Source organism: Microlunatus kandeliicorticis (assembly GCF_014137855.1).
GTDB classification, from domain to species: Bacteria; Actinomycetota; Actinomycetes; order Propionibacteriales; family Propionibacteriaceae; genus Microlunatus; species Microlunatus kandeliicorticis.
This window is the reverse complement of the sequence record NZ_JACGWT010000006.1, coordinates 414,910-436,334: the sequence shown is the minus strand read 5'-3', so window position 1 is coordinate 436,334 and position 21,425 is coordinate 414,910. Positions and strand designations below refer to the sequence as shown.

At 71.9% G+C, this 21,425-nt stretch carries 29 protein-coding genes and 1 tRNA gene; 21 read left to right on the top strand and 9 right to left on the bottom strand.

Annotated elements, in window-relative coordinates:
* Positions 1-774, top strand: a 774-nt coding sequence (locus FHX74_RS18935; protein WP_182561729.1) for an alpha/beta hydrolase, incomplete at its 5' end; no start/stop codon positions are given.
* A gap of 25 nt (positions 775-799) precedes the next feature.
* Here the strand turns inward: FHX74_RS18935 and FHX74_RS18930 are convergent.
* Entirely contained in the window at positions 800-1,378 is a 579-nt protein-coding gene (locus FHX74_RS18930; protein ID WP_328823929.1) for an isochorismatase family protein, read from the bottom strand.
* A 2-nt stretch (positions 1,379-1,380) separates the two neighbouring features.
* Entirely contained in the window at positions 1,381-2,676 is a 1,296-nt protein-coding gene (locus tag FHX74_RS18925; RefSeq protein WP_182561798.1) for a nicotinate phosphoribosyltransferase, read from the bottom strand.
* A 161-nt stretch (positions 2,677-2,837) separates the two neighbouring features.
* Here FHX74_RS18925 and clpS point away from each other — a divergent pair, with 161 nt between their 5' ends.
* The 14 genes from clpS to FHX74_RS18855 all read left to right on the top strand — a co-directional run bounded on the left by clpS (position 2,838) and on the right by FHX74_RS18855 (position 12,107).
* Positions 2,838-3,161, top strand: a complete 324-nt coding sequence (gene clpS, locus FHX74_RS18920; RefSeq protein ID WP_182561728.1) for an ATP-dependent Clp protease adapter ClpS — start codon at positions 2,838-2,840, stop codon at positions 3,159-3,161.
* 45 nt (positions 3,162-3,206) lie between these two features.
* Positions 3,207-3,812, top strand: a complete 606-nt coding sequence (locus tag FHX74_RS18915; RefSeq protein WP_182561726.1) for a DUF2017 domain-containing protein — start codon at positions 3,207-3,209, stop codon at positions 3,810-3,812.
* Between the two features lie 64 nt (positions 3,813-3,876).
* On the top strand, positions 3,877-4,293 hold the full coding sequence (locus FHX74_RS18910; RefSeq protein ID WP_182561725.1) for a Mov34/MPN/PAD-1 family protein: 417 nt from the start codon (positions 3,877-3,879) through the stop codon (positions 4,291-4,293).
* An 84-nt stretch (positions 4,294-4,377) separates the two neighbouring features.
* Positions 4,378-4,650 carry a MoaD/ThiS family protein gene (locus FHX74_RS18905; RefSeq protein ID WP_182561724.1) on the top strand — a complete coding sequence of 91 codons (273 nt, stop codon included), beginning with the start codon at positions 4,378-4,380 and terminating at the stop codon, positions 4,648-4,650.
* 7 nt (positions 4,651-4,657) lie between these two features.
* Complete coding sequence (locus FHX74_RS18900; RefSeq protein WP_182561723.1) at positions 4,658-5,608, top strand: PLP-dependent cysteine synthase family protein; 951 nt, start codon at positions 4,658-4,660, stop codon at positions 5,606-5,608.
* 40 nt (positions 5,609-5,648) lie between these two features.
* Positions 5,649-6,452: a glutamate racemase gene (gene murI / locus FHX74_RS18895; protein ID WP_182561722.1), complete on the top strand. Its 804-nt coding sequence runs from the start codon at positions 5,649-5,651 to the stop codon at positions 6,450-6,452.
* A 149-nt stretch (positions 6,453-6,601) separates the two neighbouring features.
* Positions 6,602-7,393 (top strand): MBL fold metallo-hydrolase, encoded by a 792-nt coding sequence (locus FHX74_RS18890; protein WP_235970904.1) that lies wholly within the window; start codon positions 6,602-6,604, stop codon positions 7,391-7,393.
* 45 nt (positions 7,394-7,438) lie between these two features.
* The gene (gene rph, locus FHX74_RS18885) at positions 7,439-8,161 is read left to right on the top strand and encodes a ribonuclease PH (protein WP_182561721.1); all 723 of its coding nucleotides are present in this window, start codon (positions 7,439-7,441) and stop codon (positions 8,159-8,161) included.
* A 17-nt stretch (positions 8,162-8,178) separates the two neighbouring features.
* On the top strand, positions 8,179-8,796 hold the full coding sequence (locus tag FHX74_RS18880; RefSeq protein ID WP_182561720.1) for a non-canonical purine NTP pyrophosphatase: 618 nt from the start codon (positions 8,179-8,181) through the stop codon (positions 8,794-8,796).
* 81 nt (positions 8,797-8,877) lie between these two features.
* Complete coding sequence (locus FHX74_RS18875) at positions 8,878-9,690, top strand: thymidylate synthase (protein WP_328823928.1); 813 nt, start codon at positions 8,878-8,880, stop codon at positions 9,688-9,690.
* 37 nt (positions 9,691-9,727) lie between these two features.
* Positions 9,728-10,231, top strand: a complete 504-nt coding sequence (locus FHX74_RS18870; protein ID WP_328823927.1) for a dihydrofolate reductase — start codon at positions 9,728-9,730, stop codon at positions 10,229-10,231.
* 100 nt (positions 10,232-10,331) lie between these two features.
* Positions 10,332-11,195 carry a glycosyltransferase family 2 protein gene (locus FHX74_RS18865; protein WP_182561718.1) on the top strand — a complete coding sequence of 288 codons (864 nt, stop codon included), beginning with the start codon at positions 10,332-10,334 and terminating at the stop codon, positions 11,193-11,195.
* Positions 11,192-12,013 carry a polysaccharide deacetylase family protein gene (locus tag FHX74_RS18860; RefSeq protein ID WP_220484162.1) on the top strand — a complete coding sequence of 274 codons (822 nt, stop codon included), beginning with the start codon at positions 11,192-11,194 and terminating at the stop codon, positions 12,011-12,013. The genes FHX74_RS18865 and FHX74_RS18860 overlap by 4 nt, the downstream gene beginning before the upstream one ends.
* Positions 12,014-12,025: 12 nt before the next feature.
* Positions 12,026-12,107, top strand: a tRNA-Leu gene (locus FHX74_RS18855).
* A 5-nt stretch (positions 12,108-12,112) separates the two neighbouring features.
* Here the strand turns inward: FHX74_RS18855 and bcp are convergent.
* Entirely contained in the window at positions 12,113-12,595 is a 483-nt protein-coding gene (bcp, locus tag FHX74_RS18850) for a thioredoxin-dependent thiol peroxidase (protein ID WP_182561717.1), read from the bottom strand.
* 141 nt (positions 12,596-12,736) lie between these two features.
* Here bcp and FHX74_RS18845 point away from each other — a divergent pair, with 141 nt between their 5' ends.
* The 5 genes from FHX74_RS18845 to FHX74_RS18825 all read left to right on the top strand — a co-directional run bounded on the left by FHX74_RS18845 (position 12,737) and on the right by FHX74_RS18825 (position 17,008).
* Positions 12,737-13,090 (top strand): DUF3618 domain-containing protein, encoded by a 354-nt coding sequence (locus FHX74_RS18845; protein ID WP_182561716.1) that lies wholly within the window; start codon positions 12,737-12,739, stop codon positions 13,088-13,090.
* 22 nt (positions 13,091-13,112) lie between these two features.
* Positions 13,113-13,406, top strand: a complete 294-nt coding sequence (locus FHX74_RS18840) for a GroES family chaperonin (RefSeq protein ID WP_182561794.1) — start codon at positions 13,113-13,115, stop codon at positions 13,404-13,406.
* Between the two features lie 182 nt (positions 13,407-13,588).
* Positions 13,589-14,917 (top strand): ABC transporter substrate-binding protein, encoded by a 1,329-nt coding sequence (locus tag FHX74_RS18835; protein ID WP_182561715.1) that lies wholly within the window; start codon positions 13,589-13,591, stop codon positions 14,915-14,917.
* A gap of 97 nt (positions 14,918-15,014) precedes the next feature.
* Positions 15,015-16,088 (top strand): carbohydrate ABC transporter permease, encoded by a 1,074-nt coding sequence (locus FHX74_RS18830; RefSeq protein WP_182561714.1) that lies wholly within the window; start codon positions 15,015-15,017, stop codon positions 16,086-16,088.
* A gap of 110 nt (positions 16,089-16,198) precedes the next feature.
* Positions 16,199-17,008 (top strand): carbohydrate ABC transporter permease, encoded by an 810-nt coding sequence (locus FHX74_RS18825; RefSeq protein WP_235971410.1) that lies wholly within the window; start codon positions 16,199-16,201, stop codon positions 17,006-17,008.
* A 74-nt stretch (positions 17,009-17,082) separates the two neighbouring features.
* Here FHX74_RS18825 and FHX74_RS18820 read toward each other — a convergent pair whose 3' ends face one another.
* From FHX74_RS18820 to FHX74_RS18810, 3 genes are all read right to left on the bottom strand, one after another.
* Complete coding sequence (locus tag FHX74_RS18820) at positions 17,083-17,769, bottom strand: DedA family protein (RefSeq protein WP_182561712.1); 687 nt, start codon at positions 17,767-17,769, stop codon at positions 17,083-17,085.
* 91 nt (positions 17,770-17,860) lie between these two features.
* Complete coding sequence (locus FHX74_RS18815) at positions 17,861-18,385, bottom strand: SRPBCC family protein (protein ID WP_182561711.1); 525 nt, start codon at positions 18,383-18,385, stop codon at positions 17,861-17,863.
* Positions 18,382-18,729, bottom strand: a complete 348-nt coding sequence (locus FHX74_RS18810; protein WP_328823926.1) for an ArsR/SmtB family transcription factor — start codon at positions 18,727-18,729, stop codon at positions 18,382-18,384. The genes FHX74_RS18815 and FHX74_RS18810 overlap by 4 nt, the downstream gene beginning before the upstream one ends.
* Before the next feature lie 125 nt (positions 18,730-18,854).
* On the opposite strand from FHX74_RS18810, the gene FHX74_RS18805 reads away from it, so the two are divergent.
* Positions 18,855-19,241, top strand: a complete 387-nt coding sequence (locus FHX74_RS18805) for a DUF1304 domain-containing protein (protein WP_182561710.1) — start codon at positions 18,855-18,857, stop codon at positions 19,239-19,241.
* Positions 19,242-19,295: 54 nt separating this feature from the next.
* On the opposite strand, the gene FHX74_RS18800 is transcribed toward FHX74_RS18805, so the two are convergent.
* The 3 genes from FHX74_RS18800 to FHX74_RS18790 form a co-directional block, all read right to left on the bottom strand.
* Positions 19,296-20,222, bottom strand: a complete 927-nt coding sequence (locus tag FHX74_RS18800; RefSeq protein WP_182561709.1) for a glycosyltransferase — start codon at positions 20,220-20,222, stop codon at positions 19,296-19,298.
* Between the two features lie 137 nt (positions 20,223-20,359).
* Positions 20,360-20,800, bottom strand: a complete 441-nt coding sequence (locus FHX74_RS18795) for a MerR family transcriptional regulator (RefSeq protein WP_220484160.1) — start codon at positions 20,798-20,800, stop codon at positions 20,360-20,362.
* Between the two features lie 138 nt (positions 20,801-20,938).
* On the bottom strand, positions 20,939-21,424 hold the full coding sequence (locus tag FHX74_RS18790) for a hypothetical protein (RefSeq protein WP_182561708.1): 486 nt from the start codon (positions 21,422-21,424) through the stop codon (positions 20,939-20,941).
* Between the last annotated feature and the right edge of the window lies 1 nt (position 21,425).

The window sequence follows — 21,425 nt, the reverse complement described above, 5'->3', positions numbered from 1 at the left end:
CTCCGCTGCGACTTCTTCTCCGACGCCCTCGGGCTCAGCACCTCGATGACGGTGATCCTGCCCCAGCGCACCGAGACCCAGATCGGGATGACCGGTGCCGCCTCGGAGGCGCCGCCGCCCGTCCTCTACCTGCTGCACGGGCTCAGCGACGATGACACGATCTGGCTGCGCCGCACCTCGATCGAGCGGTACGCCAGCCCGCTCGGGCTGGCCGTGGTGATGCCGCAGGTGCACCGGAGCTTCTACACCGACCAGGCCTACGGCGGGAAGTACTGGACGTTCCTCTCCGAGGAGCTGCCGCGGCTGGTCTCGGAGTTCTTCCGGGTCTCCGAGGCCCGCGAGGACACCTTCGTGGCCGGGCTCTCGATGGGCGGCTACGGCGCCTTCAAGTGGGCGCTCAGCGCGCCCGACCGGTTCGCGGCGGCCGCCTCGCTCTCCGGCGCGGTCAACATCACCGGGCTGCGCACCTCGCGGCTCCGCGACGAGGACCCGCGGATGTTCGAGCGGATCTTCGGCGACGCGCCGATCCCTGACAGCGCGGACCTGTTCCACCTGGTCCGCGAGGCCGACCCGGCCGCGCTGCCCGCGCTCTACCTCTCCTGCGGGACCGAGGACGTGCTGCTCGAGGACAACCGCAAGCTGGTCGCCGCCTGCGCCGACGCCGGGGTCGAGCTGACCAGCGCCTTCCCGCCCGGCGAGCACGAGTGGGGCGTCTGGGACTCCGAGATCCGCACCGTGCTCGACTGGCTGCCGCTCCGCACCCGGCTCGGCTGACCCGGGACCCGCACCGGGCGACGGCTCAGCCGCCCACCACCTCGACGCCGCCGGCGGTCAGCTCCGCGGCGACCGCCGCGGTGTGCTCGGGGTGGACGGCGGCGGTCAGGTCGAGCAGGACCCGGGTCCGGAAGCCGGCAGCGGCCGCATCCAGCGCGGTGGCCCGGACGCAGTAGTCGGTGGCGATCCCGCAGACGTCCACCGCCGTCACCCCGCGTTCCTGCAGCCAGTCCGCCGGCGATCGCCCACCCGCGCGGCCCTCGAAACCGGAGTAGGCCGCGGCGTACTCGCCCTTGTCGAAGACCGCGTCGAACCCGCGGTAGGTCAGCGCGTCGTGCAGTTCGACCCCCGGCGTGCCCACCACGCAGTGCGGCGGCCAGGAGTCGACGAAGTCCGGGTGCTCGGAGAAGTGCGGGCCCGGGTCGATGTGGTGGTCGCGGGTAGCCACGACGACCGGATAGCGGTCCGCGCGGTCCGGGGCACGGAGCAGCGCGTCGATCCGGGCAGCGGTCGCGGCGCCGCCGGCGACGCCGAGCGAACCGCCCTCGCAGAAGTCGCGCTGGACGTCGACCACGATCAGCGCGGTCACCGGGCCCTCGGTCACGCTCACACGCCCCGCCGGTAGCTGGTCGACTCGCTGACCCCGTCCGGGTGCACCACCAGCGTCTCGATCACCGGCTCGCCGCGGGACATCTTCAGCGCCTCCTGCGGCAGCTCGGAGCGCACCCGGCGGTGCCGCTCGCGGGCCGCGGTCAGCGGCTCCCGGCCGACGATCTCGCCGTCGCGGACCAGGTCGACCAGCAGCGGCCGGTCGCGCGGGTCGTCGCTCGGCCGGTCGATGCTGATCACCTCGGCCTCCGCGACGCCGTTGGCCAGCAGCCGCCTGGCCGCGTACTTGCGCCCGCCGATCGAGACCTTGTTGGCGCTCCGCTTCGCCACCGGCTGCAGCGGTCCCGACGGGTCGTCCGAGCCGGACCGGGCCACCATCTTGTAGACGAACCCGCAGGTCGGGGCGCCGGACCCGGTGACCAGGGCGGTGCCGACCCCGTAGGCGTCGACCGGTGCGGCGGACAGCGCGGCGATGTTCTGCTCGTCGAGGTCGCTGGTGACGATGATCTTGGTCCGGGTGGCCCCGAGGCCGTCGAGCTGGGCGCGCACCTGGCGGGCCAGCAACGGCAGGTCGCCGGAGTCGAGCCGGACCGATCCGAGCCGGCCGCCGGTGAGCTCGACGCCGGTGCGGACGGCGTTCTCGACGTCGTAGGTGTCGACCAGCAGGGTGGTGTCGACGCCCATCGCGGCCACCTGGGCGGCGAACGCGTCCCGCTCGGTGTCGTGCAGCAGGGTGAAGGCGTGCGCCGCGGTGCCGGTGGTCGGCACCCCGTACCGACGGCCCGCCTCGAGGTTCGAGGTGGCGTCGAAGCCGGCGACGTAGGCCGCCCGGGCGGCGGCGACCGCGGCCAGCTCCTGGGTGCGGCGCGAGCCCATCTCGATGCACGGCCGGCCCTCGGCGGCCAGGATCATCCGCGAGGCCGCCGAGGCGATCGCCGAGTCATGGTTGTAGATGCTGAGCAGCAGCGTCTCGAGCACGACCGCCTCGGCGAAGGTCGCCTCCACCACCAGCAGCGGCGATCCCGGGAAGTAGAGCTCACCCTCGGGGTAGCCGGTGATCGTGCCGCCGAACCGGAACCCGGCGAGCCACTCGGCCGTCGGTTCGTCCACCACCTGCTGGTCGAGCAGGAAGCGGCAGGCCTCGTCGTCGAACCGGAAGTGCCCGAGCGCACGGAGCGCCCGGCCGACCCCGGCGACCACGCCGTAGCGGCGTCCGGGCGGCAGCCGGCGCGGATAGAGCTCGAAGACGCAGCGCCGGCTCGCGGTGCCGGCCTGGAGCGCGGCCCGCACCATGGTGAGCTCGTACTGGTCGGTCAGCAGGGCGGTGGTGGGCACCTCGCTGGGACCCCAGCTCGGCTCGGCCCCGCCGCCGTCGGAGTCCCCGGTCACCCGGTCAGGCTCGGTCACGCGGTCAGGCTAGTGGGGGGCCTGGGGCGGTTTGCCAGAATGGCGGCATGTCCGTCCCCGATGCTCCGACGATCACGCCCGCCGGCGGGACGGCGGTGGAGGAGCGGGCCGACGCCCAGCAGCTCGAGCAGACCCCCTGGGTGACCATCGTCTGGGACGACCCGGTCAACCTGATGTCCTACGTGACGCACGTGTTCCGGACCTACTTCGGCTACTCCAAGACCAAGGCGCACCGGCTGATGATGCGGGTCCACCTGGAGGGCAAGGCGATCGTGTCGTCGGGCACCCGGGAGGAGATGGAACGCGACGTCGCCGCGATGCACGAGTACGGTCTGTGGGCCACGTTGGAGAAGTCCGACGGCGAGGCGTGAGGTCGTGTCCCGGCGGCGAGCCGGGCGCAGGGGAGGGGTGAGCGGGTGCGGAAGTTCCGCCGACAGGGCATCGTGATCACCACCCAGCTCAGCCCGGACGAGGTGATGCTGCTCCAGTCGCTGATCGCCCAGCTGGTCGAGATGATCGGCGAGGACGAGACCGACGGCGCCGACGGGGACGGCCCGACGGGCGGCGACCCGACCGCACCGGGCGGCTCCGGCGACGACCCGTTCGCGGTGTGGGCCAAGGAGTTCGAGCCGCCCGGCACCACCGCGCCGCCCGACGACCCGGCGCTGCAGCGGCTGTTCCCCGAGGCCTACCGCGACGACCCGGAGGCGGCGGCCGACTTCCGCCGGTTCACCGAGCGGTCGCTGCGCGACAAGAAGGTCGCTGACGCCCAGGTCGCCCTGCAGCACCTGGCGATGACCGACCAGGGCCGCCAGGAGCTGCGGATCCCCAAGGACGAGGTCGACCCCTGGCTGCGGACCCTGACCAGCCTGCGGCTCGCGGTCGCCGCCCGGCTCGGCATCGACGACGCCGACGTCGCCGAGCAGCTCGCCGACCTGCCCGACGAGGACCCGCGGGCCTGGCTGGCCAGCGTCTACGACTGGCTGGGCTTCGCCCAGGAGACCCTGCTCGCCGCGCTCTGAGCGCCCGTCCCACGGTGCCCCGGACCCGTCGGGGCGCGTGTTCCCGCGGCTACGCTTCGGGCTCGTGCTGACGATCGAACGCGCCCACCTCGACGAGATCATCGCCCACGCCCGCGAGGACCACCCGGACGAGGCCTGCGGGGTGGTTGTCGGCGCCGCCGGGTCCGACCGCGGCAGCCGGGTGGTCCGGATGATCAATGCGGACCGGTCGCCGACCTTCTTCCGGTTCGACCCGGCCGAGCAGCTCCGGCTCTACCGCGCGATGGACGACGCCGACGAGGAGATCGTGGTGGTCTACCACTCGCACACCGCGACCGAGGCGTACCCGTCGCGGACCGACATCTCCTACGCCGCCGAGCCGCAGGCGCACTACCTGCTGGTCTCGACCCGGGAGAGCGGCCAGCAGGAGGGGCCGGTCGAGGTCCGCTCGTACCGGATCCTGGACGGTGTGGTGACCGAGGAGGAGGTTCGGGTCGACTGACCCGGAATAGCCCCGCCGGTCCGCACGTTCTGCTGGTGACCGGGCGGCGACCGCGCCCGTGACCGGAACCTCGCAAGGAGAGACATGCCCGTCGAAGTCAGGATCCCGACCATCCTGCGCACCTACACCGGGGGCGAGAAGGCCGTTTCCGGCAACGGCGAGACGCTCAAGCAGCTGATCGACGACGTCGAGAGCCGGCACCCGGGTCTCAAGGACCGGCTGGTCGAGGGCGACGGGCTCCGGCGGTTCGTCAACGTCTACGTCAACGACGAGGACGTCCGGTTCAGTGGCGGGCTCGACGCCGCCCTCTCCGACGACGACGTCGTCGTGGTGCTGCCGGCCGTCGCCGGCGGCTGACCGCTCGATGGTCCGCTACGCCTCGCTGGCCGACTCGGTCGGTCATACCCCGCTGATCGGTCTGCCCAACCTCTCGCCCGCGCCGGACGTCCGGCTGTGGGCCAAGATGGAGGACCAGAACCCGACCGGGTCGATCAAGGACCGCGCGGCGCTGAACATGATCACCCGGGCCGAGGAGCAGGGTCTGCTCCGGCCGGGGTCGACCATCCTCGAGCCGACCAGCGGCAACACCGGGATCTCGCTGGCCATGGCCGCCAAGCTGCGCGGCTACCGGCTGATCTGCGTGATGCCGGAGAACACCTCGGTGGAGCGTCGTCAGCTGCTCGCCATGTGGGGGGCGGAGGTCGTCTCGTCCCCCGCCGCGGGCGGGTCGAACGAGGCGGTCCGGGTGGCCAAGAAGCTCGGTGAGGAGCACCCCGACTGGGTGATGCTCTACCAGTACGGCAACCCGGCGAACGCCGAGGCGCACTACCTGGGCACCGGCCCGGAGATCCTCGAGGACCTGCCCGAGGTGACCCACGTGGTCGCCGGTCTCGGCACCACCGGGACCCTGATGGGCATCGGCCGGTACATGGCCGAGCACGCGCCGGACGTCAAGATCGTCGCCGCCGAGCCGCGCTACGGCGAGCTGGTCTACGGGCTGCGCAACCTCGACGAGGGCTTCGTCCCCGAGCTGTACGACCCGACCCTGGTCACCACCCGATTCTCGGTCGGCTCGCGCGACGCCGTCCGCCGGGTCCGCGAGCTGCTCGAGCGCGAGGGGATCTTCGCGGGGCTGTCCACCGGGGCGATCGTGCACGCCGCGCTCGCCCAGGCGGTCAAGGCGCACAAGGCGGGTGAGCGCGCGGACATCGTGCTGATCATCTGCGACGCCGGCTGGAAGTACCTCTCGACCGGTGCGTACACCACCGACCTGGACAGCGCCGAGGAGTCGCTGGACACCCAGGTCTGGGCCTGAGCTCCCGGGTTGCCGGACCCGCCCGGCCTAGGCTGGCGGCATGGAGGGGACGGCCACGGAGGCCCCGATCGGCATCTTCGACTCGGGGTTCGGCGGGCTGACCGTGGCCCGGGCGGTGATGGACCAGCTGCCCCACGAGGACGTCATCTATCTCGGCGACACCGCACGCGCTCCCTACGGCGACCAGCCGATCGCGCAGGTCCGCGAGTACAGCCTCGAGTGTCTGGACCACCTGGTCGACCTCGGGGTCAAGGCGCTGGTGATCGCCTGCAACTCCGGGAGCGCGGCGACCCTGCGCGACGCCCGCGAGCGCTACCCGGTGCCGGTGATCGAGGTGATCATCCCGGCCACCCGGCGTGCGGTGGCCGCCACCCGCAACCACCGGGTCGGCGTGATCTGCACCGAGGCGACGGCGACCTCGATGGCCTACGACGACGCGTTCGCCGCCGCGGTCGACATCGAGCTGCACACCGCCGCCTGCCCGCGGTTCGTCCCTTTCGTCGAACGCGGCATCACCGGCGGTCCCGAGCTGATCGCGGCCGCCGAGCAGTACCTCGAACCGCTCCGGCGGGCCTACATCGACACCCTGATCCTTGGCTGCACCCACTACCCCCTGCTCACCGGGGTGATCAGCCTGGTGCTGGGGGAGCGGGTCACCCTGGTCTCCAGCGCCGAGGAGTGCGCCAAGGACGTCTACGTCCAGCTGACCCGTCGGGGGCTGGTCCACCCGCGGCCGCGCGCGGCCCGCCACCGGTTCCTCACCACCGGCAGCCCCAAGTCGTTCGAGGGCATCGGCCGCCGCCTGCTCCCCGGTCTGGTCACCGACGTCGAGCAGTTCAGCTGAGCACCGGACGCGGTGCCCTGAGCTGCCGACCCCGGTGCTCTGAGCTCCCGACCCCGGTGCTCTGAGCTCCCGACCCCGGTGTGCCCTGAGCTCCCGACCCGGTGCCCTGAGCCTGTCGAAGGGCGCCCACCCGGCCGTACGGTGACCGCATGAGCGACGCGGCGATGACCCTGACCGTGGTGGGCTGCAGCGGCTCGACCTCCGGCCCGGACTCCCCGGCCTCGAGCTACCTGCTCCAGGCGCCCTGGCAGGGACGCACCTACACGGTGCTGCTCGACTGCGGGCCGGGCGCGTTCGGACAGCTGTCCCGCTACGTGCCGCCCGAGCAGATCGACGCCGTCGCGCTCAGCCACCTGCACCCGGACCACTGCCTCGACCTCTGTGCGTTCTCCGTGGCCGCCCGCTACAGCCCGACCGCACCGTGGGAGCCGGTCGACCTCTGGGCGCCGCCGCACGCGCTCGAGCGGCTCGGTCGCGCCTACGACCCGATGGCCGGCGACGACGCGACCGACCTCGGCACCGTGTTCACCGCACACACCTGGGAGCCGCACCAGCAGCTCGGCCCCTTCACGGTCACCGCCGCGCGGGTCGCGCACCCCGCACCGTGCTGGGCCACCCGGTTCGAGACCGGCGGCCGCTCGCTCGTCTACTCCGGCGACACCGGCCCGAGCCCGGCGCTCGTCGACCTGGCCCGCGGCGCCGACCTGTTGCTCTGCGAGGCCGCATTCACCGACCCGGCTCCCGGCGGGGAGCCGAACCCGCCCGGGTTGCACCTCACCGGTCGCGAGGCCGGGCGGGCGGCAGCCGACGCCGGGGTCGGCCGGCTGGTGGTCACCCACGTACCGCCCTGGCACCGTCCGGACGAGGCCGCCCGGGCCGCCGCGAGCGCGTTCGACGGGCCGGTCGAGGTCGCCACCTCCGGCGCCCGCTGGACGCTCTGAGTCGCCCGGCGGCGCTGTCGGACCCACCGGTTAGGCTCTCCGACCGTGACCTCGAGACCCGACGGACGTGCCGACGACGAGCTGCGTGAGGTCTGCTTCACCCGCGGTTGGCTCGAGCAGGCCGAGGGCTCGGTGCTGGTCGAGTTCGGTCGCACCCGGGTGCTCGTGGCCGCCAGCGTGACCGAGGGCGTGCCCCGCTGGCGCAAGGGTTCCGGGCTCGGCTGGGTGACCAGCGAGTACGCGATGCTGCCGCGGGCCACCGACACCCGCTCCGACCGCGAGTCGATCAAGGGCCGGGTCGGCGGTCGTACCCACGAGATCAGCCGGCTGATCGGCCGCAGCCTGCGGGCGATCATCGACACGGCGGCGCTCGGCGAGAACACCGTGGTCATCGACTGCGACGTGCTCCAGGCCGACGGGGGCACCCGGACGGCCTCGATCACCGGTGCCTACGTGGCGCTCTGCGACGCCGTCGGCTGGCTGCGCGACCGCAACCTTCTGGCCGGCGAGCCGCTCCGCGACAGCGTCGCGGCGATCTCGGTCGGCGTGGTCAACGGACGTCCGGTGCTCGACCTGCCCTACAGCGAGGACTCGGTCGCCGAGGTCGACATGAACGTCGTGGTCAGCGGCTCCGGGAAGTTCATCGAGATCCAGGGCACCGCCGAGCAGGAGCCGTTCGACCGTGCCACGCTCGACCGGCTGCTCGACCTCGCCGCCGGCGGGTGCGCCCGGCTGACCGAGCTCCAGCGCGCCGCGCTCGGCGCCTGACCCGCCACGGTGACCAGGTGAGCGGGCCGCAGGTGGTGCTGGCCACCCACAACGCCAAGAAGCTCGACGAGCTCCGCCGGATGCTCGCCGAGGCCGGCGCCCGGATCGAGGTCCTCGGGCTGTCCGACCTGCCCGCCGAGCTGCAGTACCCGGCCCCGGACGAGACCGAGCGCACCTTCGAGGGCAACGCGCTGCTCAAGGCGCGCGCCTGTGTCGCCCGGACCGGGCTCCCCGCGCTGGCCGACGACTCCGGGCTGGCCGTCGACGTGCTCAACCAGATGCCGGGGGTCCGCTCGGCCCGCTGGGCCGGTCCCGAGTGCGACGACGAGGCCAACAACACGCTGCTGCTGCGTCAGCTCGACGACGTCCCCGACCACCGGCGGACCGCTCGGTTCGTCTCCGCGGTCGCGCTGGTGCTCCCCGGGGGCGAGGAGTTCGTCGAGATCGCCGAGATGCACGGGATGCTGCTCCGCGCGCCGGTGGGCGACAACGGGTTCGGCTACGACCCACTCTTCCGCGCCCACGGCCAGACCCGGAGCAACGCCGAGCTCACCGCCGAGGAGAAGGACGCCATCAGCCACCGCGGTCAGGCGGTCCGGGCCATCCTGCCGACCCTGACCGCGCACGTCGCCTGACCGAGAGCCGGCTGACCGACAATGGGGGCTCGAACCAGATCGTGCAACGACCGCGGCGCACGCCGCGGAGTGAGGAGCGTCGTGCAGACCTATCTCGACCTGCTCGACCGGGTGCTGACCACCGGCGTCCGCAAGGAGGACCGGACCGGGACCGGCACGCTCAGCGTGTTCGGCCACCAGATGCGGTTCGACCTGTCGCAGGGCTTCCCGCTGGTCACCACCAAGAAGATCCACACCCGCTCGGTGTTCGTCGAGCTGCTGTGGTTCCTCCGCGGCGCGACCAACGTCGACTGGCTGCACGAGCACAAGGTGAGCATCTGGGACGAGTGGGCCGACGCCGAGGGCGAGCTCGGGCCGATCTACGGCTACCAGTGGCGGTCCTGGCCGACGCCGTCGGGACGCCACGTCGACCAGATCGCGGCGGTGATCGACTCGATCCGCGGCAACCCGGACTCGCGCCGGCACATCGTCAATGCCTGGAACGTCGCCCAGCTCGACGAGATGGCCCTCCCGCCGTGCCACACGATGTTCCAGTTCTACGTCGCCCCGGCCCAGGACGGCGGGAGGGCGAAGCTCTCCTGCCAGCTCTACCAGCGCAGCGGCGACGTCTTCCTCGGCGTCCCGTTCAACATCGCCTCCTACGCGCTGCTGACCTCGATGGTCGCCCAGGTCTGCGACCTCGACGTCGGCGACTTCGTCCACACCCTCGGGGACGCGCACCTCTACCTCAACCACCTCGACCAGGCCCGCGAACAGCTGACCCGCACCCCGCGGCCGCTGCCGCGGCTGCGGCTCGACCCGTCGGTCCGCCGGATCGACGACTTCGCCGTCGGGTCGATCACCGTCGAGGGCTACGACCCGCACCCGGCGATCAAGGCCCCCATTGCCGTCTGAGGGCCCGTCCGCGGGCGGTCCGGCCACCGGCGCGGCCGTGCTGCGCCCCTCCGACGTGGTCGCGGTCGCCGCGGTGGCGCGCAACGGTGTGATCGGCCGCGGCGCGGAGATCCCGTGGCGGCTGCCGGGCGAGCAGGCCCGGTTCAAGCGGCTGACCCTCGGACTCGCGCTGGTGATGGGCCGACGCACCTACGAGTCGATCGGACGGCCGCTGCCCGGTCGCCGCAGCGTGGTGGTCACCCGCGACCGCGGGTGGCGGCCGCGGACCGATCCCGACGGGCTGGTGAGCGTCTGCCCGGATGTCGACACCGCGCTCGCCCGGGCCCGCGCCCTGCTCCCGGACCGCCCGGTGATGGTGGCCGGGGGAGCGGAGATCTACCGCGCGGCCTGGCCGGCGACCACCGTGCTCGAGCTGACCGAGGTCCCGCTCGAACCCGAGGGCGACGTGTTCTTCCCCGCCGTCGACCCCGCCCACTGGGCCGTGGTCGACCGCGACCCGGGCGAGCACTACACCGTCGTCCGCTACCGGCGACGAGACTGAGGCCCGGCCCGGGACACCCCTCGCGGAAGGGGGCCGCGGTGGTCGCGAGTCGTTAAGATCCTCGAACATCCGTGACCCGTCGCCCAGAGCTGGAGTTCGCATGGCGGAGCCAGACGCCACGCCGCGTTTCTCGGTGGTGGTGCCGGCCTACAACGAGGCCGCCTATCTCGGCGCCACGCTGCGGTCGCTGCAGCAGCAGGACTTCGCGGGCGGGGTGGAGATCCTCGTCGTCGACAACAACAGCACCGACGCGACCGCCGCGATCGCCCGGGCGGCCGGTGTCCGCGTGATCAGCGAGACGCGTCCCGGAGTGTGCCCGGCCCGGCAGGCCGGCACCGAGGCGGCCCGCGGCGAGATCGTGGTCTCCACCGACGCCGACACCCGCCAGCCGCGTGACTGGCTCCGCCGCCTCGACGCCCGGTTCACCGATCCGGGCGTCGTGCTGGTCGGCGGCCCCTGCCGTTACGACCACCCCACCTGGTGGTCGCGGCGCTATCCGCGGCTGCTGTTCGGGCTGGTGGGCTGGTGGTACGCCCGCACCGGTCGGGTCTTCTACGCCACCGCCACCAACAGCGCGTTCCGCCGCGCCGTCTTCCCCGGTTACGACGTCACCCAGACCCAGGGCGGCGACGAGTTCGGTCTGCTGCACGCCCTCCGCGGCCGCGGCCGGATGGTCTGGGACCCCGAGATCGTGGTGACCACCTCGGCCCGCCGGCTCGAGGCCGGCTTCGTCCACAGCGTGCTGGTGACCTTCGTCTTCTACTACCTGTTCGGGTACGCGCTGAACCGGGTGGCCGGCCGCACCGTGCTCCCGATGGCACCCCCGGTGCGCGGCGACCGACCGCGGCGGCGGCTGTTCCGGATCGGCCTGCCCCTCGGCGCCCTGCTGCTGGTCACCCTCGGCCTGGTCGGCTGGGCCTGGCCCGACCAGGCGGTCGAGTTCGCCCGGCGGCTGCGTCCGTGACCCCGCCCGCACGCGGTCCGGCGCACCGCCGCCGGGCCGGGCGCCGCCCGTCGGCGGTCGGGCTGGTCGCGCTTGCCTCCGGGGCCGTGGTCGCCGCCGGCTACCGGTTGGCCTTCGCCCCCCAGGGCAGCGTGTTCGGCGACTTCCCCTGGCGCGGGCCCGGACTGGACCGACCGACCACGGAGGTCTCGCCCGAGGACCGGCGGATCGCGCTGACCTTCGACGACGGCCCGAACGAGCCGTACACGTCGCGGCTGCTCGACGTGCTGGGGGAGCACGGTGCCCGGGCGACCTTCTTCCAGGTCGGACGCTGCGCCGAGCGGTTCCCCTCGGCCACCCGGCGGGTGGTCGCCGAGGGCCACCTGCTCGGCAACCACAGCTATCACCACGAGTTCACCCGCTATCTGCGCGAGCCGCGGCAGCAGCAGGAGATCGCCCGTGCCCAGCGCACCCTGCAGGCGGTGGCCGGGGTCACCCCGGCGCTCTACCGGCCGCCGTGGCTGTGTCACTGGCCGTGGGTGCTCGGGTCGGTCCGCGGTCACGGGCTGCGCCCGGTCTCGGGGCTGTTCGGTCACCCGCTCGAGGTCTTCCAGCCCGCGGCGGCCGGGATGGCCGACAGCGCGCACCGACTGGCCCGCCCCGGTCGGGTGTTGATCTTCCACGACGGCTTCGACGCCCGGGGCGGTCGCCGTGACCAGACCGTCGGCGCGGTGGCGGCGCTGCTGCCGAGGCTCCGCGACGAGGGCTACCGGTTCGTCACCGTCGCCGAGCTGCTCGGCGTGCCCGGCTACCAGGGGAGTCCGGGCCGGGCCCACTAGGCTGACCGCTGCGCGCGAGTGGCGGAACTGGCAGACGCGCCAGATTTAGGTTCTGGTGTCCGCGGACGTGGGGGTTCGAGTCCCCCCTCGCGCACGGACTCAGACCTGGAGCTCCTTGCGGAGCTTGTCGACGTGGCCCTTGGCCCGGACGTTGTACTGGGCGACGGCGACCGTCCCGACCCCGTCCTCGGCCACGTCGACCACGAAGGTCGACCGGATGACGCCCTCCACCTTCTTGCCGTAGAGCAGCTTCTCCCCGTAGGCGCCGTAGGCGGTCAGCACCGTCTTGTCCTCGTCGGAGAGCAGCGGGAAGCTGATCTCCTGCTGGGCCCGGAAGGCGGCGAGCTTGCGGACCGGGTCCGGCGAGATGCCCACCACGGCCAGCCCGGCGGCGCTCAGGTCCTCGTTGGCGCCGGTGAAGTCGACCGCCTGGGTGGTGCAGCCCGGGGTCATCGCCGCCGGGTAGAAGTAGACGATCACCCGGCCGCCGGCGTAGTCGGCCAGGGCGACCTCCTTGCCGTCGGCGTCGGGCAGGCGGAACGCGGGCGCGGTGTCTCCCGCGGAGAGGTGGGCGGTGGTCATGGCTGCACCCTACGATCCGCCGTCGCACGCTCCGCCGCCGCTCCGCTGTCCGGCCGGACCCTGCAACCGCTGCGGTCGTCGCCGGTGCAATAGTCTGTCGCGACCAGCCGAGGGCATCCCCCGAGCGACCGAGGAGAAGACGTGGCACCGAGCGACGCGCGCAGTCCCGAGCAGATCGAGGCCGACAGCGCCGCCGTCCGCAACCGTCTGACCGGCTCCATCGAGGCCTTCATCGACCAGGTGCACCCCAACCGGGTGAAGCAGCGGACGATCGCGCGGATCCGTGCGGCCGTGCAGGAGAAGGTCGACCAGGCCAAGGGTCTCGTGTTCACGCCGGGCGGCCAGCTGCGCACCGAGCGGGTCGCGCTGGCCGGTGGCGGGATCGCGGGTCTGATCACCCTGGTCTCGGTGCTGCGGGCCGTCGGGCGACGCGGCCGCCGCCGCCGGCTGGCCGCCGGGCCGACGCCGCGGGTCGGCGTCCGCCGGAAGCGCTGACGTGGCCGACCTGCCCATCCGGATGCTGCACGACCGGGTGCTGGTCTCCACCGAGAAGGAGTCGCAGGAACGCCGGTCGGGCGGCGGCATCCTGATCCCGGCCACCGTGTCGATGAGCCGCCGACTGGCCTGGGCCGAGGTGGTGGCCGCCGGCACCAATGTCCGCACCGTCAAGGTCGGCGACCGCGTCCTGTTCGATCCCGAGGACCGCGCCGAGGTCGAGGTCCGCGGCAAGGACTACGTGCTGCTCCGCGAACGCGACCTGCACGCGGTCGCCGCGGCCTCCCAGGACGGCAGCACTGGTCTGTACCTCTGAACCGATCGGGGCGGAATGGGCTTACCAAGATCATCTTAACCGGTTCAGATGATCTTGTTCGGGCGCTGAAGATAACGGTTCGATCAGGTTGCGCCTCGCCGAGTGGCAATCGGGAACGCCGGCTTTAGGGTGTCGAGAGGCGCCGGGCCACGGTGTCCAGGTTCACACAGAAGTGAGGCTCTATGTCATTCGTTCGACCCAAGCGCGGCGTCCTCGTCGTGGCCGCGTCGCTCAGCGCGGTGCTCCTGGCCGCGGCCTGTGGCGGTAGCGGCGGATCGAGTAGCGGCAGTGGTGGCAGCGGGAGCGGCAGCGCGGCCGCGGTCGACCTGACCAAACAGGGTCCGACCGAGTACTGGGCCGGCAAGGACACCTCCGGCAACCTGGCCAAGCTGATCAGCCAGTTCAACGCGCAGCACCCGCAGGGCAAGGTCACCTTCCACGAGCTGCCCGACAACGCCGACCAGCAGCAGCAGCAGATGATCCAGGCGACCACGACCAAGAACCCGAACATGGGCGTGATCAGCATGGACGTCGTCTGGACCGCGCAGTTCGCGGCCAACGGCTACGTCGTCGCGCTGCCCAAGGACCAGTTCCCGACCGACAAGTTCCTGCCGGCCACGGTGAGCTCGGCCACCTACTTCAACAAGCTCTACGGCTACCCGGCCAGCTCCGACGGCGGTCTGCTCTACTACCGCAAGGACCTGCTGCAGAAGGCCGGCATCTCCGACCCGCCCACCACCTGGTCCCAGCTGATGCAGGACTGCGACAAGATCAAGGCGCAGGCCGGCAACGCGAGCCTCGGCTGCTACGCCGGGCAGTTCCAGAAGTACGAGGGCCTGACGGTCAACTTCGCCGAGGCCGTCAACGGCGCCGGTGCGGTGATCGTCGGTGAGGACGGCAAGCCGAACGTCAACACCGATCAGGCCAAGCAGGGCTGGAGCCAGATCGTCTCGATGTACCAGAAGGGCTACATCCCCAAGGCGGCGATCACCTGGCAGGAGGAGCAGGGCCGGCAGGCGTTCCAGAGCGGCCAGCTGATCTTCCTCCGCAACTGGCCGTACGTGTACGCGCTGGCCAGCAAGGACGACGGCAGCTCCAAGATCGTCGGCAAGTTCGGCGTCGCCCCGCTGCCGGGTCTGAACGGCCCGGGTGTCTCGAGCCTCGGTGGCCACAACATGGCGATCGCGGCCAACGCGGCCAACAAGGGCACCGCGGCGGACTTCATCAAGTTCATGACCTCGGAGCAGACGATGAAGTCGAACGTGCTGGCCACCTCGGCGGCGCCGACGCTGACCTCGCTCTACACCGACTCCGACATCACCAAGAAGTACCCGTACATGCCGATCCTGCTCAAGTCGATCGAGACCGCCAAGCCCCGACCCAAGGCCGTCGACTACACCGACGTGACCCTGGCCATCGAGGACGCGGGCTACTCGACCCTGCAGGGTCAGCAGCAGGTCGACCAGGCCTTCTCCACGCTCCAGACGAAGCTCCAGGGCCTGATCAAGTGACCTCTTGATCGCACCCCGCGACTAGGAGCATTGTGAGTCCCGGCGCGGCCCGCGGGCCGCGCCGGGGCTTCCCGTCTGCACAGAGGAGGTTGGGCGCATGGCGACTGCGACAGCAGTGAGCAAGCCGTCCACGGCCACCGGAGATGGCCACAAGCGCAAGAAGAACGCGTTCAGCGACGGGCAGGGTCGACTCGCCTGGATGCTGCTCGCACCGACCCTGCTGGTCATCTTCGTGATGGCGGGCATCCCCGTGGTGATGTCGATCCGCGAGTCCTTCTTCGCCAACGACAACGCCCCGGACCCGACGACCGGCCTGATCAAGCAGGGCGAGAGCTTCGTCGGGATCAAGAACTTCGCCCAGATCTTCACCAGCACCGACGTGGTCCAGGGCAACTGGGGCACGATGAACCGGTTCTGGAACGCGTTCCTCAACACCAGCATGATCACCATCGTCTGCGTCGTCATCGAGACGGTGCTCGGCGTGGCGATGGCCCTGATCATGTCCAAGGCCTTTCGCGGCCGCGGCTTCGTCCGGGCCGGCATCCTGGTGCCCTGGGCGATCCCGACCATCGTCTCGGCGCTGATGTGGAAGCTGATCTTCGACGCCAACGGCGTGATGAACAAGATCCTCGGGCAGCAGATCCTCTGGCTGTCCGACACCTTCAGCTCGTTCTGGGCCATCGTGATCGCCGACTCCTGGAAGACCGCGCCGTTCATCGGTCTGCTGACCCTGGCGGGTCTGCAGACCATCCCGGCCGAGGTCTACGAGGCGGCCAAGGTCGACGGGGCCAGCGCGATCCAGCAGTTCACCCAGATCACCCTGCCGATGGTCAAGCCGACGCTGGTCGTGGCGGTGCTCTTCCGCACCCTCGACACGCTGCGGATGTTCGACCTGCCCTACGGCATGATCGGCCCGGGCAAGTACCGGGTGGAGACGCTCTCGGTGTTCGCCTACCAGGAGACCCAGGCCACCAGGTTCGGGTCAGCGGCGGCCTACTCGATGGTGCTGTTCATCTACGTCCTCCTGGTCGCCTACCTGTTCGTCCGGGTGCTCGGGGCGGACGTGATCGGGGAGAAGGCGCCGAAGAAGAAGAAGGTCAAGAAGAACGACCGGAACGACACGCAAGCCGCGCCGGTGTCCGGGATCGAGCTGGCAGGAGGGGCCCACTGATGGCCGCCGGAGTCGTCGAGCACCACCTGTCCCAGGCCGAGGTCGCGCAGCTGGCCAAGCCGCGCCGGCCGCTGGGCGCCAAGATCGGCGTGGTCGCCAGCTACGTCGGGATGGCGCTGATCGTCATCTACTGCATCCTGCCGTTCTACTGGATGATCGTGTCCTCGCTCCGGCTGCCGAGCATGGGCCTGAGCACGAGCTTCCTGCCCGACCCGCCCTCGATCGAGAACTTCAAGGGCGTCTTCTCCGGTCAGAACAACTTCGGCCGGTCGCTGATCAACTCGGTGATCATCAGCGGCGCGACGACGATCATCACCCTGCTGGTCGGGATGGTGGCCGCCTACGCGCTGGCGCGGCTGCAGTTCAAGGGCAAGGGCGGCGTGCTGTGGATCATCATGGCCTGCTCGATGTTCCCGCAGATCACCCTGATCGTGCCGCTGCTCAAGATGTTCTCGCAGACGGACCCGTTCGAGTGGTTCCCATACTGGATCAACACCTACCAGGGCGTGATCCTGCCCTACCTGGCCTTCGGTCTCCCGCTCGCGGTGTGGAACCTCACCGCGTTCTTCCGGCAGCTGCCGGTCGAGCTCGAGCACGCGGCCATGGTCGACGGGTGCACCCCGGGCCAGGCGTTCCGCAAGGTGATCGTGCCGCTGGCCGCCCCGGGCGTCTTCACCACGGCGATCATCGTGTTCATCGGCGCCTGGAACGAGTTCCTGATCGCGCTGACCTTCCTGCAGGACGCGAACATGCAGACCGCCACGGTGGCGATCAGCAAGTTCACCGGCACCACCGGTTTCGACACCCCGTACGGCACGATCATGGCCGCCGGGGTGATCGTGACCGTCCCGCTGCTCGCCGCGGTGCTGATCTTCCAGCGTCGGATCGTCGCCGGCCTCACCGCCGGTGGCGTGAAGTGAGCGGGCCAGGGAAGAACACGATCGGCTAGGGACGCCCGGCGTTCCTCACCGCACGACGGGATCCGGCGTGGAGCTCAAGCTCTGCGCCGGATCTCTGCGTTGTGGGACCGGTGTGCCGGCTCCGTCGTCACCGCGGTCTCCGGTCGGTCGGCCGGCGCGGCCTCGAGCGCGGCGGGGGTCCCGGCCCGGCGGGCGGCGGCGCGGGCACGGAGCCAGCCGACGAACCGGACCAGGTGCTGCACCAGCAGCCCCACCGACACGGCGAAGGCGATGGCGATCACCATCGCCCAGACCGGGTGGTGCGAGATCCGGCCGCCGATCGACCCGAGGGTGGAGTAGATCGCCGCCCACAGCGCGCACGCGACGACGTCGGCGCCGAGGAACTGCCGGACCGGCATCCGGCTCAGCCCGAGGGCGGCGATCACCGGGGTCCGGCCGCCGGGGATCAACCGGCCGGTGACCACGGCGCTGAACACGTTCCGCGACAGCGCCTGCTGCGCCTGGTCGACCCGGACGCCCAGCTTGTGGCCGGCCAGCGCCCGTCGCAGCCGCGGGGCGAACAGCCGGGCCTCGCCGAGCATGATTAGGTCGCCGAGGACGGAGCAGACGAAGCAGATCAGGAAGATCAGCAGGTCGTTGAGCCGCGAGTGGACGGCCACCGCGGCGGCGCCGCTGACCATCTCGCCGGTCGGCACGAAGGGGATGGCGGAGCCCAGCAGCACCGAGAGGGCGAGCAGCAGGTGAGCGCGGAGCTGGTCCACGTCAGCCGAGGCTAGCTGGCGCGACTGTGATTCGACTCTGAGACGGCGGTCCGGGCGGCTGTGGTCGGGGATCCGTCCCGCCGTGGCAGGCTCAGCAGGTCGCGGCGAACTGGCGCAGCAGGGCGGCCCAACCGCCGTCCGCCCCGACCGCACCGTAGAGCGTGTCCCAGCCCTCGCCGTGCGCCGCGAGCTGGTCGTGCACCAGGCGCACCCGGGTGCCGCCGGGGACGGCGGTGAAACGCACGCTGACCCGGCTCCCGGGCGCGTCCGGGGCGGGCGGCGCCCAGTCGGGTCCGATCTGCCAGCTGAAGGCGAACACGGTCGGCGGCTGCCAGGCCAGCACCCGCCCGAAGGTGCACTCGGCGCCCGACTGGCTGCGCTCCCAGACCCGGCCGTCGACCTCCGGTTCGATCCCGATCTCGGCGAGCTCGCCGTCCAGCAGGTGGTGCCGACGGATCCACCAGCGGTCGATGCCGGCGGTGAAGACCTCGAAGGCGTGGTCGACCGAGCAGGCCACCACCACCTCGCGGACCACCGCGTCGGCGGCAGGGGTGTCGTCCAGGGTGTCGTCCGGGCTGGACGCGTCGAGATGGCCGGGCTGCTGGTCGGTGCTCATCGGTTCTCCTGGTGGTCGGATCCGTGCGATGGGTGGTGCGGCGGCCGGGCCTCGGCCTCGCGGGCGAAGGCGGCCAGCGAGTCCGACCAGAACCGGTCGAGGTAGTCGCGCAGCGCCGTCAGCCCGGTGGGGTCGAGGGCGTACACGTGCCGGGTGCCCTGGGCCTCGGCGCGGACCAGCCCGGCCTCCCGGAGCACCCGCAGGTGCTGGGAGACGGCGGGCCGGCTGATCGGCAGCTCGGCGGCGAGAGCACCGACCGACCGGGAGCCGGCGGCCACGATCTCGAGGATCGACCGTCGGGTCGGGTCGGCCAGCGCGGTCAGCGCTGCCTGATGAGCCGTCACAAACGGTAAGCTACTGCTTACCGATTGGTGGGGCAACCCGTCGTCCGCCCTCGTGTCGGGCTTGCCCTCGGGGCCGGTGCCGTCGCATGGTGACTACCCGGACCGGTGGGAGAGAGGGGTCGGTCGTGGTGGTCGTCGGGCTGGTCCTCGCGCTGCTCGCCGGGGCGCTGCACGTCTACATCTTCGTGCTGGAGTCGCTGCTCTGGACGACCCCGCGGGCGCGGGCGGTGTTCGGCACCACCGAGGCCGAGGCGGCGGCGACCCGCCAGCTGGCCTACAACCAGGGCTTCTACAACCTGTTCCTCGCCGTGCTCGCGGTGCTGGGGGTGGTCCTCGCGTTCGCGGGCGTCACCGTCGTCGGTACGACGCTGGTGGTCGCCGGCTGCGGCTCGATGGTTGCCGCCGCGCTGGTGCTGCTGACCAGCGACCGCTCGAAGCAGCGGGCCGCGCTGACCCAGATGGCGTTCGCGCTGCTCGCGCTGATCGCCCTGGCGCTGTCCGTGGTGGTCTGACCCCGATCCGGTACGGAGGTCGTCCGTGCGGGCGGACGGGGCGCCGGATCGGGGTCAGAGATAGAGGGTGCGCTGGGTGATGCTGCCGCGCAGGCGTCCCCAGAGCAGACCCGCCATGGTGGCGCAGCGCATCCGTCCGGCGGGGGTGCGGAGCCCGAGCGCGGCGCGGGCCAACCGGACGTAGGACGCGCCGACCTGCAGCACGGTGCGCCGCGGCATCCCCTCGGCGTGGTGCTTCCGGAAGAGCCGCACCTCGCCCTCGCCGTAGGACCGCTGCTGGCGGAACACCGAGGCCGGAGTGGCCCGGTACCGGTACTGGACGACGGCGTCGCGGACGAAGAGCGGGTCGTGACCGGCGTCCATCAGTCGCCACGAGAGATCGAGGTCCTGCTGGGTCGTGAGCTCCTCGTCAAACCCGCCGAGCTGCTCGACGACCGTGCGGCGGGCGCCCATCGCGGCGCCGACCACGGCCGGCCTCCAGCCGCAGAACACGTCGAGCCCAGAGGACTGGAGCGGCCGCTGCCGCCGCACCGCCTCCGGAGCGTTGAGCCGACCGAGGTCCAGCCGTCCGGCGACGAAGTCACGGGTCGCGAGCGCACGCCCCATGGCCAGCAGATAGCCGGGCTCGACCACGTCGTCGGCGTCGAGGAAGACCAGCACGTCGCCCCGGCTCGCCGCGATCCCGCGGTTCTGCGCCGCCGCGGCGCCGGCGGGCAGGGCGTCCTCGAGCACGGTCAGCCGGGGCAGCCGGTCGGCGTAGGTGCGGGCCAGCGCGGCAGTGGCGTCCGTGGACCCGCCGGCGACCACCAGCACCTCCCACCAGCCCGGGTAGTCCTGAGTGGCCAGCGCGGCCAGCGCCTCGCCGAGCGTGGTGGCCGCGTCACGCGCGGGGATCACCACGCTCGCGGCGGGCCACTCGACCGTTGCCGGAGAGTTGTCGTCACCGACACCGCACGGAGTCGGGACCTGCTGGACGGGCATCGGGGGCCTCCCACGGAGCACTGGTCCGCTGGATCGCATGAGCATCGGTCACGGGTCACGCCCGCGATCCACACACTAACCTCTCAGGATTGGAGGTTTCTTCGTGCGGCGGCAGCCCTCGGGCCGGCCCGGGTGGCTCAGTCCCGCAGCCGGATGCCGTCGAGCAGGCCGACGAACTCCGCGGCGTACCGGAGGTGCAGCTGCAGCCGCTCGTAGTTGGCGACCGCCTGGCGGTGGAAGCGGTCGACGGTCTGCCGGGCGGCGTCGTGGTCCGCACCGGGGGTGGAGAGCAGGTCGACGGCCTCGAGCAGCTGGCGCATCTCCTCGAGGCTGAAGCCGAGCGGCTTCATCCGTCGGATGGTGCGGATCCGGTCGACGTCGGCCTCGGTATAGAGCCGGAACCCGCCGGCGCTCCGGGCCGAGGGCGGGACCAGGCCCACCTCGTCGTAGTGCCGGAGCGTCCGGATCGACATCTCGGTCCGGTCCGCAACCGCGCCGATGTGCATCAGCCCGGGCGCGACCTCCTCCGGGGTGGTCGCCCGCTCGGCGCCCTCGGTGCGCGGGCTGGGATCGGTCATGACGGCCATTCTGGCCGACCGGCGACACGTCCGGGCGTCAGCGGGTCCTCGCCGGGCCGTGGTGGTCTGCAATGATCTTCGGGTCCGGAGTCCAGCCGAGCGCTCGGGCCGGTTCGGCTTGGGCGGAGGCAGGATGCATCACGGTCGCTTCGTCGCCGGCCGCGGCGACGCCGGAGCCCGTTTCTCCCGCGAGATCGGGGTGGACACCGACTCGCGGGGACGGCTGCGGCGGGGCGTCGAGCTGGTGGCCGCTCTGGTGCCGGGCGCCGAGGACGTCAGCGTGACAACCGTCGCGCGACGGGCGGTGTTGCAGACCACCGCGACGACCTCGCGACTGGCCTGGCGAAATTCGGAGCGGCCGGTGGTCGCCACCCGCCCCTCGCGAACGGTCTCGACCAGGACGGTGTCGTCGCCGACCGACACGTAGCGGACGTCGACCCCCAGCCGGAGCGTGGCCAGACCCAGGCCGTCGGTATCGGCGCAGGAGGCGTCGATGCTCCAGGCTCCGTCGCTGCTCTCGACCGCGAGCCGGGGGCCGAACATCGACCGGCAGTGCTGGTGGATGACATCCGGGTCGGTCGAGGAGAAGGCGGTCCGCCTCACCCCGGTTTCGCGGTCGTCCACG